General features: G+C 58.2%; 7 protein-coding genes. All 7 read left to right on the plus strand.

Annotation, left to right across the window (positions count from 1 at the left end; genetic code table 11):
• The first annotated feature begins 33 nt into the window (after positions 1 to 33).
• The 7 genes from VMY05_09545 to VMY05_09575 all read left to right on the plus strand — a co-directional run bounded on the left by VMY05_09545 (position 34) and on the right by VMY05_09575 (position 12,736).
• A complete protein-coding gene (locus VMY05_09545) occupies positions 34 to 684 on the plus strand; it encodes a biopolymer transporter ExbD (GenBank protein ID HUV31317.1) in 651 nt (216 codons plus the stop codon).
• Complete coding sequence (locus VMY05_09550; protein HUV31318.1) at positions 684 to 1,433, plus strand: TonB family protein; 750 nt, start codon at positions 684 to 686, stop codon at positions 1,431 to 1,433. Before VMY05_09545 ends, VMY05_09550 begins: the two co-directional genes overlap by 1 nt.
• A 419-nt stretch (positions 1,434 to 1,852) precedes the next feature.
• Positions 1,853 to 2,044 (plus strand): hypothetical protein, encoded by a 192-nt coding sequence (locus tag VMY05_09555; protein ID HUV31319.1) that lies wholly within the window; start codon positions 1,853 to 1,855, stop codon positions 2,042 to 2,044.
• A 53-nt stretch (positions 2,045 to 2,097) separates the two neighbouring features.
• Positions 2,098 to 4,773 (plus strand): DEAD/DEAH box helicase, encoded by a 2,676-nt coding sequence (locus VMY05_09560; GenBank protein HUV31320.1) that lies wholly within the window; start codon positions 2,098 to 2,100, stop codon positions 4,771 to 4,773.
• A 116-nt stretch (positions 4,774 to 4,889) separates the two neighbouring features.
• A complete protein-coding gene (gene lon / locus VMY05_09565; GenBank protein HUV31321.1) occupies positions 4,890 to 7,379 on the plus strand; it encodes an endopeptidase La in 2,490 nt (829 codons plus the stop codon).
• Positions 7,380 to 7,851: 472 nt separating this feature from the next.
• A complete protein-coding gene (locus VMY05_09570) occupies positions 7,852 to 10,275 on the plus strand; it encodes a dockerin type I domain-containing protein (GenBank protein ID HUV31322.1) in 2,424 nt (807 codons plus the stop codon).
• 220 nt (positions 10,276 to 10,495) lie between these two features.
• Positions 10,496 to 12,736: a M1 family aminopeptidase gene (locus VMY05_09575; GenBank protein HUV31323.1), complete on the plus strand. Its 2,241-nt coding sequence runs from the start codon at positions 10,496 to 10,498 to the stop codon at positions 12,734 to 12,736.
• Positions 12,737 to 12,857: the final 121 nt, after the last annotated feature.

A 12,857-nucleotide genomic window follows, 5' to 3' on the forward strand; every position in this document is an offset into this window, starting at 1 on the left:
GACGTAACAGGTGAAAGGAGAGTGACGTAAGATATGGCCGGCGAAGTAGCCGAACGCGCAGCAAAGCCCGGGAAAAAGGGATTACGGCGCCCCAAGAGGCGGTTAGCCATCCGCATCGACATGACGCCGATGGTGGATATCGCCTTCCTGTTGCTCATCTTCTACATGGTGACGACGGTGTTCTCGATGCCGCAGGCAATGGAGATCAACCTGCCGCCGGTGGAGCAGGAGGAGCAGGTCGAGATCCGGGAATCCAACCTGCTTACGGTACGGGTGGACAGTGAGAACCGTTACTGGTGGAATCTAAAGACGCCCACTCCGGAGAACCTGCCGAAGCTCCTTCCGGGCGACCCGGCTAAGCCGGACACCGTGGCTTACACGTTTTACCCGGACACCCTGCGCGGTCTGTTGGTCCAACAGAATCGCCAGAACCCGAGGCTGAGCACGCTTGTTCTTATTCATAGAGACGCCCGATACGAGGATATGGTCAACATCCTGGACGAGATTGACGTCATAGAACGCTCCTGGAATCAAAATACGGCCGATCGCCTTGGTGTTAAGGTCAGCGAGATTCCGAGCGACCAGAAATTCTCGTACCGGTATGCCATCGGCAAGTGGGAGGAGCGTGACGACAGAGTCATGACCGCCGCCCAGGCTCAGGTCAGCCAGGAAGGAGGCCTGTGATGCGATCTTATTACGATAACGCCGTCTACTCCCCGTACGGTGCCTACGAGCTGAAGTTAAAGTACCAGCGCAACTTCCTGTTCGGTACCGGTATCACGCTGGGGGCGGTGCTGTTCATTCTCGCGGTCGCCTGGGTCATATCCGTCTGGTCGGAGGAGGAAGTGATAGCCTCAGCGACGCCGGTGACGATCAGGACAGTTGCTGACCTCGGCCCACCCCCGGCTATCGCCAAGAAACCGCCTCAGGTAAAAGTCAATCAGCCCAACGCCGTGGCTCCCAAAGTCGGTATTCCGAAGCCGGTCGCCGACGATGAGGTTATGGACGACGACGTTACCCTGGCCACCCGCGAGGAGTTGGCGGAAATTGTGGCTCCCGACATTACTTCGGCCAGTTCAGGTGGCGCTGACATTGTCGTCGACATCCAGGACGACGAGTATCTCCCGGCTCCCGATGAGTTTACGCCGGTGGAGATCGTCGCTGAGATGATTTACTACGAGACACCGGAGTACCCGCGCCTGGCTCGACAGGCCGGCCTGGAGGGGCTGGTCCGGGTTAAGGCCCTCGTTGACAGGAACGGCAACGTCAAGGACGCCATGCTCTATCAGTCTTGCGGTACCACCTCGCTGGATGAGGCGGCCGTTGGTGCCTCTTACAAGTGCAAGTTCAAACCGGCGATTCAGAACGGTCGACCCGTCGCTATGTGGGTGACCTACAAGGTGGAGTTCTTCATCGAGGAGGCTGCCCCCTGATCCTGAATCCGGATTCGCGATCCGGGCCGACGGAGATTCTGACCGGTGCGGGCTTATCAAGAGCCCGGCACCGGTCTTTTTTTGTCAACTGATCGAACATCATACTGCCGATTATAGGGTGGTTTCCTTCCTGATGCCCGGGCCGGGAAAAGGCCGGCGGCAACGAACGCGTCGTACTCGTCAGCCGGTCCGGCATCTCCCATTGCAGTCGGGCCAGATATTGTATGACAGAAGCCGGTAGCCACTACCTGTTGGGGTTACCGAAACTAAAGGCTGAAGGGGGCAATTTATCGCTTGACAAGTGCACAAATGTGCAGTATTCTGGGTCTGCGCCGGGGCAGGTGCCCGGGTATTTGCGAACAAGGGAGAGTTCCATGGGTGGATCAGTACTAAGTCGTGATTGGGGTGACCCTCGAAACATGGCGGCAGCAGACAGCACCAATCTCGGTCTTGCAGAGGATATCGACGTACCGTACGCGGGCGGCGCTGTCGGCACCGAGGACTGCGTTTTTCACAACGTGGCCAACTGCCCGGACTGCTCGGGCGGCATGATACGTCAGGGGGGATGCTGTTTTTGTCCCGAGTGCGGGTTTGAGAGTTGCGGCGCATAGCGTTTGACGTCGTTTGGCTGAACGGTACCGGGTTGAAAGGAGGGCTGGATGGTATGCGTTTGAGTGATCTGGAAAGGCTTGGTATTCCGCGGCGGATAGTAGAAGTCTGGCGGGAACGTCAGGGGGAATCACTCTTGCCTGTGCAGCGGCAGGCATTGCGACAGGGGTTGCTCGACATCACGGCTCGGCGCGCTTCCGTGAGTGACGGGGTCTCCGGCATGATAGTCTCGGCGCCGACGTCATCAGGGAAATCCTTCTGCGCCGAAATGGCGGCGGTGAGCGCTCTGACCGCCCGCAGGAAGGCCGTGCTGCTGTTTCCGATGAAGTCTCTTGCGGAGCAGAACTACCGCCTGCTGCGGGACACGTATGAACCGCTCGGGATAAGGTGCCTAATTGCCACGGGAGACCACCCGGAGAATGATCAGAGATTTGCCGCCGGTGACTATCATCTGGCCGTTGCCATTTACGAGAAGTTTGACCTGCTGCTCACGGCTGATCTCGATGCGTTGAGTAATATCGGGCTGGTAGTTGTAGATGAATTGGAAATGCTGACCGAACCCGGTCGCGGGGCGGTTCTGGAGCGGCTGCTGACAAAAATTCTGGCCTCCTGCTACCAGCCTGCCATCCTGGCCCTGTCGGCGGTTCTGGATGACGACACGGCCGCTGTTCTGGCCCGCTGGCTGTCAGCTTCGGTAGTAAAAGAGAATTCTCGCCCCGTTGACCTCCTTCGTGGTGTGGCCGCGGAGGGTTCGGTTCGTTTCCGGTCGTTCAACGGCGCTCAGGATGGAAGCGAGCCCTTTGCAATCGGGGATGCCGCCGGTGACCTTGCCGACGTTCTGATCGGTCAGCTCAGGCAGGCCGCGGGACCGACTCTTGTCTTCCTGAAGTCCCGGCAGGACACGGTGCAGCTTGCGCTCAGGCTCGCGGCTTCCGTACAGTGGCCCGAGGCAAATGGGGCGACTGCCCGTCTTCGGGAAGAAGAACCGTCGTTTCTTGTTCGATCGCTTATCCAGACGCTTACGCGGGGCATTGCATTTCACAACTCCGACCTGACGCCATGGCATAGGTCGGTTGTTGAGGAATCCTTTATCAATGGGGAAGTTCGCGTCCTGTGTTCAACCACCACTTTAGCCCTGGGTGTCAACCTGCCTGCAGAAACCGTATACCTCGAGACGGTCCGTTACGCACCCGGTAATTACGATAGGCGACCCGTGCTTGTGCCCATTACCCGGGCCGAGTTTGACAACATGACCGGCAGAGCCGGGCGCTACAACTTCTGTCGGGGTGTGACCGGCAAGGCTATTGTCCTGGCTGATTCGGAGTTCGAGCGCGACGTCCTCTGGGAGCAGTATATCAGTCCGGACCGGCCTGAGGCCGTGCTGCTCCCTGTGCAGCCGATCTCGCTGGATGATTGGCTTCTTCAGATGATCTGTGCCGGAGTGTCGCCAAGCCTCAGTGCCGCCCGTTCGGTGCTGGCCAAGAGTCTGCACACTGTTTGTCACCCCGGCGCTGAATTGAATCCGGAACCGGCCGTCGAAATGCTGACGCGAGAGCGGCTGGTTGGTGTCGGCAATGGCGGCCTGTTGTACCCCACCCCGGCAGGTAGAGCCGTAGCCACGGCCGGCCTGACCGTCAGACAGGCGGTTCATCTGCGCGGGTGGCTGGAGCAAGGGTACCCGCAGACAAACTTTGGCTGGACGGCCCTGGCGGTGAGCGCCCCCGACTGGCGCCTTCCTCCGTCTATTCTGACCCGTTACGAGCAGGCGGAGAATCTGCCTCTGAAACTGCTGTCGCAGCGGTATGATCATTCCATGGGTGAAATAACCTGCCTGCTTCCGCAAGACTGGCGGTCGCAGCCGCTTGGCTACCGAACCATGGCCGGTCTGAAGGCGCTGCTGGTGCTGGATGACTGGTCCCGGATGGTTCCGGTCCAGTCTCTTGAAGAACAGTACCAGATGCATCTGGGTCAGATAATGTCGCTCGGAGAGGCTGCGGCACACCTTGTGTCCGCCACGGCAGCCCTGGTAGAGGCAGGCGACAGGCAGTCAAAAGTGGTCGGCATGCTCCGTGCACATGCCTTCAGTCTTCAGCACGGCCTCTCCGCTGACCTTCGCGGCTTGCATGCCTGCCTTGGGGCGGTGCTGAACCGGTCGGATTTCGTAGCCCTGCATGAGGCTGGTGTTGTCGAGATGCGTCAGCTGGGTGATCTCGATTCTCAGAGGCGCGCCAAATTTATAAGGGGAGAGGCTAAGTTACGACGAATCAATGATATAATAGACTCATTTAAAGAGGAGGTTGCAATGTTGTCCAAACAGGTAGGTAACCGCGTGGTCCCCGCCGCCGAGCCTGATTCCGTCGAGATCGATGGGGCCTTTGATCGGGAACGTTTTCTTGTCCGTATAAACGGCTTTCCGGTGTGGCTGACCGGCAAGTCGTTTAAGTACTTCACCAGGCTGGCCTGGTCTCGCCTTACCGCCGACGGTGGGTGGATCTACAAGGAGGATATCGAAATCGGATTCAACCAGGCCAGATATCTGTACCGTATGAAGAACGAGATCGCTGGCGGCTTCAGCTTCCCCTGGCAGGTCGTTGAAAACAACCGGCTGGGGTACTATCGGCTTCAGATCGATCCGGTCAAGATCCGTGTCAATCAAGGCAGGCTTAGAAACCACCCGGATTGGGAAGTTCGGCGTCTCTTTGCTGAACCCGGCACGGTCGCTGTGGGCTGAGAGTTGGCGGGAACAGACCGCCGGACTCGACCGTATTATCTAAGAGAATGACAAGGACTTGCTTGCACAAAGACTTGAAAGTCCGGGAAAATGTCCGATATTACGGTCGACGCAATATGGAAACCATTATCAAGAGCAAAAACCGGCTACCCCTCCTGACTACCGATACGGAGACCGCCTACCCGGTACTTCCACTCATGACCGGGGTGCTCTTTCCCGGCACCATGCTCACGATACAGGTCGGTCGGCCCGAGAACCTGCAACTGCTCAAGGCGTGCAGAGACGGCAGGAGCGAGTTTGTCGCCTCCTATGCGCACTCGGAGGTCGAAACGCCGGACCGTGCTCCGATTCACCAGGTCGGCGTATTTGCGGTTGTGCACGGCGTCAAAGAGGTTACCGGCGGCTCTGTGATTGCGACCCTTGAGGGTCTGCGGCGGGCGGCGCTTACACGTATCCAGTCGGCCGAACCATATACGACGGCGACCGCGTACGCGATTGAGTCGCTGCCGTTTGTCAGCAAGCACATTAAGCAGAAGGTTGACGAGGTCATCTCAATCGTCAGCGAGATTACGCACCTCGATCCAATGTACTCACCGGAACTGTCGAACGTACTGAAACTTAACGAAACCGACCCGGCCCTGCTGGCTGACCGAGCTGGCGCTGCCTTCCACCTCTCGCTCTCGGCCAAGCAGGAATTGCTGGAAGCCATCAGCCTGGAGCAACGCTTTGAAAGGCTTTTGTACCACCTCAATATGGAGCTTAGCCGAGTTGCCACGGTCCTGAGTATTCACGAAAACGTCAAAAAGCGGATAGAGGACGAGCAGCAGAAGTACTTCCTGCGGCAGCAGTTAACTGAGATCCGCCGACAGCTCGGTGAGGACTTTACCGAAGAAAAAGAGGCTGCGCGCCTGCGCAATATCCTCAGAAGCAGAAAAGAACTTCCGCCTGACGTTTCGGCGCGGGCGCTGATCGAAATCGACCGCCTCGGTCAGCTTTCTGCCGCTTCGGCCGAGTATGGTGTGACCAAGGGATATCTCGACTGGCTGCTCAATCTTCCATGGGGCAAATGCACCGCCGAGAGCCTTGACATGGCCGAGGCCGAGCGGATTCTCTCAATTGAGTACTACGGCTCCACGGGTCTGAAGGAGCAGATTCTCCAGCGGCTGTCCATCCGCAAGCTTATGGGCGGTGTGGACGAGGGCTCGACCCTCTGCCTCGTCGGTGCCCCCGGAACCGGCAAGGCTTCACTGGCCAAGGCCATAGCCCGTGCCCTGGGCAAAGAGTTCATTCGCATCTCGGTCGGAGGCATCTCCGATACCGCTGCTATCAAAGGGACGGCCAGAACGTTTCTCGGGGCGTATCCGGGTAAGATAGTCCGAACCCTTCGCGATGCCGGCACGTGCGATCCGCTGATTCTGATCGAAGATATCGATTACTTCAATGTCGAGAACGACGCTTCTGTAAACATGGCTCTCCTTGAAGTCATCGATTCGCGCCGGAGCTCGCGGTTTTTTGACAACTACCTGGGCATACCTTTTGACCTGAGCAAGGTCTTGTTTGTCTGCTCCGTCCGGTCCTACGAGGAAGTACCCGAGCAGTTTGTCCCCCGCCTGGAAATACTTGAATTGCCGGGGTATATCGAGCGTGAGAAAATCGTCATCGGGAAGCGGTATATCATCCCCAAACTGCTCAAGAGACACGGTATCCTGAAGTCCGAATTCAGAGCCTCGGATAAGGTCCTTTCCCGGATCATCAACAATTACACGCAGGAGGCCGGGTTGCTGGGGTTCTCCCAGCAGATAGAGAAGATCTGTCGGAAGATCGCGCTGCAGAAGGCCGAAGACAAGAAGCGTTCCTGGACCATTAGCGAGAAGAACCTGGAGTCCTACCTTGGTACGCCCGTCTACATCCCGGAGAAAGCAGAGTCTCAGCCCGAGATCGGCAGTGCGGCCGGCCTGGCCTGGACCGGGTCCGGCGGCGAGTTGATGTTCATCGAAGGCTTGAAGATGAGGGGGGAAGGAGGGATCATCACGACCGGCTCTCTGGGCGACGTTATGCGCGAATCCATACAGGCGGCGCACTCGTACGTTCGTTCCAAGGCTGATGCCCTCGGTATTGATTCCAGTGATTTCAACGAGTTTGACGTGCACATCCACTTTCCCTCGGGCGCCATCCCCAAGGACGGCCCGTCGGCCGGCATCACCGTGTGCCTCGTGATTGCGTCCGTCATGGCGGAACGCCCTATCCGTAACGATATCGCCATGACCGGCGAGGTGACGCTGCGTGGCAAGGTCCTGGCCGTGGGCGGCATAAAGGAAAAGATCTCGGCGGCGTACCGCACGGGCATCTACAACGTGGCTGTGCCCAAAGAGAACGAGAAAGATATCAAGGACCTGCCCAAGGAAATCATCCGCAAGACCAGGTTTCACTTCATCGAGCGGGTCGATGAGCTTTTCGAGCTTTGCCTGCTCGACGTCGTTCCGTCAGTGTACTCGCTCGAAAAAGTATTTGCCGAAGAGATCGAGAAGGCGAAAAAGAGGTCCACGGCGCGCAAGAGCCGCGCCGCGGCCAAAGCCAAACCCAGACGCAAAAAGCAATCCCGCTGATCGGCAAGACGGCTCGCATCCCGGCCTTTACGCAGGTCTCCCACTTTGGCCTTGACAGCATTCCTGACTGACCGGTATATTACTTAGAGTGAACGGTCGGTCTTAGAGTCCCGCTCTGCAAACTTCATGTGTTACTCTGTACGCGATGGAATGTCGGCATGCTCATCCCGGGCGTAAGCCCCCGGATGCGCGTGCCTGTATGCCGAATCAGACTCTTGAGACTTTCCGGTTGACGATTGCAGGAAGTTCCAGGCAGCGCGCTGCTGCAGGGAGGCGTGCAAGGCGAGAGCAGGTCGCTGACGATTGCCTTTACATGTCCGCTCGAGGTTAGTGTTTCCGCGCATGGACCGCCTCCTCAGGCCCGGACCGGTTATCGCCGGTCAAAAGGCTTACTCCGTGCTGACCTGCCCGGATTCCGGTGGGAACATGCTGAAGCAAACAAGGAACGTGTGAATATCCGAAGGAGCATGCGATGCGGCAGGTAACCCTCTACGTTATTCTCTGGCTGATAGTCAGTTGCGCCGTCGCCACCGGTCAGGTCACGCAGATAGTGCTCGACAACGTCACCAACACCGTTGACGACACGCTGCTGGTGGCCGGCGAGCAGCACTCGTTCGATCTACGCGCCACCAACCTCGGGAGCTATGTTAACTACAACCCCACCAACGGCTTCCGCATCTTCTCTGAGGACGGCGCACAGTGGACGTTTCCGTTGGCTGACACTACCATCGACACCACCATTACCCTGATCGAGCCTCCGCCCGATCCCGTTTTCGACACCACCATCGATACGGTTATTGTATTCTCCTGGGTGGATCCCACTTACCGTGCGTTCTTCGACCAGTTCTTCGTCAACCAGTACAGCGTGGACGGCATCGGGTCCGATACGACCGCCTTTGCCGGGGTGGGGTTATCGGTCGATCGCGGTATCCCCGACGGCTGGGATGCGCTGTCGTATAAGATCATCTTACAGAGCCGGCTGCAAGATCACGGCAAGCATATCTGCATTGATTCCTCCTGGTTTCCCCCCGGGGGCACCTGGAAATGGGCCCCGCTGAACGTGATGTTTCCGCAGATCAGTCCCGACTGGTCGGGTCAGAGTTGTTACCGGGTGTTCGACTCCAACTATGTTGAGCCCAGCAACCTGTTGGTTTCAGTCACGGAGTTGAATTTCAGCGGTCCCCAGGGAGGCGACAATCCGCCGGCACAGACGTTTGAGATTACCTCCGACAACGAGCCGTTGAGTTTCGCGCTTTTTGAGGAGGCCACATGGCTGTTGAAAGACCCCGTATCGGGCACGACGCCGGAGGAAATCACGGTCTCCGTGAACCTCACGGGCCTGGCCGAGGGGGTGTATTCGGACTCGATCCGGATTGAGTCGGCCGGAGCAGCCAATTCACCCAGGTACGTTCACGTCACGCTGGAGATAGCGCCGCCGCCGCCGGAAATCTCAGTAAGCAGCAATGCCTTCTTCTTCAACGCTGTAGCCGGTGAGGCCAATCCCGACCCGCAGACGCTGACAATCACTAACCTCGGCGGTGCCGAGCTGAACTGGACCGTGTCCAACTCTGAAACGTGGCTGCAGCTTATACCGACTTCGGGAACCGATTCCGGCGACGTTACGCTCTCGGCTGACATCACCGGGTTGCCGTTTAACGACTACTATGACACCATAGTCGTGGCTGACCCGAACGCCTCCAACAGCCCCGTGCGTATTCCCGTTACTCTCAGCGTGGGCTCCGACCTGCCTATCATCGAGACAGGCTATCTCCCGATGTACATTGTCACCTTCGATGAGCTCGATGTATTCTCAAGGAATTTCTACGTGGGGAACGCTGGCGCCGGGACCATGAACTTCTGGGTCGAGGAGAGCTCCGCCGAGATTATCGATGTCGCACCGGCAAGCGGCACGGCTCCGGATTCGGTCACGCTGACGTTCAGGTTCAAGTCCGTAACTCAAGGCCAGCAGCACTTCGATACCGTTTGGGTATACTCCAACGAAGCCATCAACTCGCCGCAGCCGGTGCCCCTTCGTTTGCGTTTCGTAGCGGACCCGGCCATAATCGGCCTGAATACGGACAGCATTACCCTTGACCTGTACGAGTGCTACCAGGGATTGGGCGCCGTGCTGCCGCAGGGCAGGCTCGAGGTTACCAACCTGGGCGGCGACGACCCCATGGAAGTCGTACTGGAATACGAATCCGACCTGTTCACGGCGCGCCCTGACGGCGGCAGTCCGTTCCCCGCCTTTGATATAGTCCCCGCACCCGTCGGCGATCTCCCGGCCGGGTCGTATCTGGACACCATCCTCGTGGTGGCTCTCAACGCTGTAAACTCGCCGCAGACGGTGATAGTCAATTACAACGTGACGCCGGCCGATGAGGACCCGGAACTGGTGCTTTCAAGAGACGAGGAATTGATACTCTACAAGCGGGATTCCGGCCCCGTTCAGAAGGAAGGCTTCAGGATACTGAATCTGCACGGCGGGTGCCTCGACTGGTTCGTCGATGAGGCCGTGCCGTGGTTTGATCCCGTCGATTCATCGGGCGGCGTCCCGCACACGTTCTTCTACGTCGTGGAGGCCCCGGGCCTGCCCAATGGTTCCTACGCCGACTCGCTGTTTATCGTGGCCCCGGGCGCGGTCAACCCGCCCCAGAAAGTCGCCCTCAATCTTTACGTATATGACTTACGGGGGGATGTCAATGCCGATGGAATAATCGACATCGGCGACATTACGTACCTTATACGGTATCTTTTTATCGATGGTCCGGACCCGATACCGATATTTCTGGTCGGCGATGTCAACTGCGACGGGACGGTCGACGTCGGCGACCTGTCGCTGCTGATTCGGTACCTCTTTGTGGATGACCAGCCGCCGTGCGACGAGCCGTTCTGAGGTAAGGCCGGAATCATAGGGGCTTTGCGGACGCCGCCGACCGAAGGGCCGGCGGCGTCGCTTCGTCCGGCATCGCCGCAGGGCCAGAGAGTTCTTGACAGACGGGAGCTTTTTCCGTATTATAGAATAAAGGCCGCAAGTCCTTTGCCGATATAATGTTGCAAGAGCCGGTCCGAGCAGGCAAGGAACGCTCAACCGGTCAAGAACCTGGAGGTCTCCGTTGTTACGAACAGCCATCTTTCTCGGTCTCACGCTCGTGTTCTGCATCGTCCTGTCTTCTCCCATCGTCGTGGCACAGCGCCTGGACAGCGACAGCGATACACCGCTGACCCCGTCGCAAATGCATGAAGTCTTGGGTCGGCAGAAGGCGGAAGCGCTCGACCGGACACGACGCGTTCTAAGCGAAGCTGCGACTGCCGCTGCGGCCAGTACGCAAACCAACTATGACGTCCTCAGGTACGATATTTATATCCGCGTCGATGATACGCTGGAGATTCTCCACGGCGCCGTCGGCTTTGTCGCCAGGGCCACCGAGTCCGCCGTTTCCGAGGTCGAGGTGGATTTGTTCAGCGACATGGCGGTTGACTCGATTGTCTCGCTCGCGGGAGTTCTCGGCTACGGCCGGACCGGAGACGTAATTACGGTCGTGCTGGACCGCTCGTACGATATCGACGAGGAGTTTGAGTTCACCATACATTACAACGGGCATCCGGTGGAGGGCGGACTTCAGGCTTTCGCCTTCGACTGGCGGGCCGGTCGAAAAGTGATCGCGTCTCTGTCCGAGCCGTATTTTGCCCGATCGTGGTGGCCCTGCAAGGACCGGATGGATGACAAGGCCGATTCCTTTAACATTGCCATCGAGGTGGACACGTCGTTCTATGTGGGGTCCAACGGTTCCCTCGACTCGGTTGTCGCCGCGAGTGCCAACACGCACACGTATTACTATACTGTTCATTACCCCATGGCCACGTACCTCTTTTCGCTGGCCATTCACCCCTACGCCGTCTGGTCCGACATCTACGTGTACAACGACGACCAGGATACGATGCCCGTGGTGCACGCCGTCTATCCTGACCTGTATTCGGCGTCGCTGACTTCATATGACATCACGCCGCAGGCCATCGGGATTTTTGCGGAACATTACGGCGAATATCCGTTCGTGGCTGAGAAATACGGTCACGCCAATTTTGAGTGGGGCGGGGCCATGGAGCACCAGACCATGACGTCGATGGTCGGCTCGTCGTTCGGCCTCTCGGAGCGGGTCATAGTCCACGAACTGTCCCACCAATGGTGGGGGGACATGGTCACGTGCGAATCCTGGGCCGATATCTGGCTCAACGAAGGCTGGGCGTCGTACTCGGAGGCCCTGTACTACCTCGAATTGGACGGCTGGGAGCACTACCACGCTTACATGGACAGTATGGCCTACTGGGGAAGCGGGACGGTCTACTGTGACGACACGACCAACGTGTGGCGGATTTTCAACGGCGGACTCAGCTACGACAAGGGCGCCTGGGTGGTGCACATGCTCCGCGGTGTGCTCGGTGACTCACTCTTCTATGAAGGACTCGACGCCTACTACAACTCCGAGTACCAGTACGGCGCCCTGACCACGGAGAAATTCAAGAACCTCTGGGAGGAAGCGACTTCTCAGGAACTTGACTGGTTCTTCGACGAGTGGGTGTTCGGCCAGTACTACCCGCAGTACAGGTACCAGTACGCCTACCGCTGGGACGACATGGGCATATACGCCATCTACCTCTGGGTCTCCCAGGTCCAGACGACCCAGCCCCAGGTATTCACGATGCCCGTCGATTTCTTCATCGACTACGTCTCGAGACCCGATGACACTTTGACGTTCATGGTCGACCAGAGGGGACAGCTGTTCCGGTTCTACTCGCCGAGTACGGTAGCTAATGTCATCCTGGACCCGGCCGGCTGGATTCTCCAGAAAGCCTACGTACAGTCCTGGACGATGCATGTCATAACCTTCGACGCCGATCTCTCTGAAGGCCGGCAGTACGTCTCGTATAGCGATACTGTTTCCGTGATTGGCGGCTCAGGCAACTTCACGGTGACGATAACGGCCGGGGCGCTGCCCGACGGTCTCAGTATCGACAATACCGGCATTATCACCGGGGCGCCGACCGACACGGGCAGCTTCACGTTTACGGTTGACTTTGACGACAATGAGGAGTCCTTCAGGGACGACGCCCAGTTAACGATTCACGTGACGCCCACGGAACTGGTGCCCGGAGACGTCAATTTCCTTGACGCCCTTGTCGACGTCGGAGACCTCACATACCTGATCGTCTACCTGTTCATCAAGGGTCCGGAACCTCCGGTCCTGAACCAGGCCGATGTCAACACCGACTGCGTGATCGATATTGGTGACGTCACGTACCTGATTGCCTACCTGTTCATCGAGGGTGAAGACCCGCTGCCGGGGTGCGTCGATTAGGGCACCTGGCTTATCCATTGGCGTGTAATGCCCCTGCAGATGCGGGGGCATTTTTGCAGGTGGGCGCGACGCTCCGAGGGCAGGTTTTTGTTGCGCCGTCGCCGAAAAAGGGTATCATGGA

It is taken from the genome of Acidobacteriota bacterium (genome assembly GCA_035529075.1).
In the GTDB taxonomy this organism is placed as follows: Bacteria; Zixibacteria; MSB-5A5; order GN15; family FEB-12; genus DATKXK01.

Excerpts from the sequence above, each read along its gene's own strand:
- VMY05_09545 (HUV31317.1), top strand. The coding sequence starts at position 34 with ATGGCCGGCGAAGTAGCCGAACGCGCAGCAAAGCCCGGGAAAAAGGGA.
- VMY05_09550 (HUV31318.1), top strand. The coding sequence starts at position 684 with ATGCGATCTTATTACGATAACGCCGTCTACTCCCCGTACGGTGCCTAC.
- VMY05_09555 (HUV31319.1), top strand. The coding sequence starts at position 1,853 with ATGGCGGCAGCAGACAGCACCAATCTCGGTCTTGCAGAGGATATCGAC.
- VMY05_09560 (HUV31320.1), top strand. The coding sequence starts at position 2,098 with ATGCGTTTGAGTGATCTGGAAAGGCTTGGTATTCCGCGGCGGATAGTA.
- lon (HUV31321.1), top strand. The coding sequence starts at position 4,890 with ATGGAAACCATTATCAAGAGCAAAAACCGGCTACCCCTCCTGACTACC.
- VMY05_09570 (HUV31322.1), top strand. The coding sequence starts at position 7,852 with ATGCGGCAGGTAACCCTCTACGTTATTCTCTGGCTGATAGTCAGTTGC.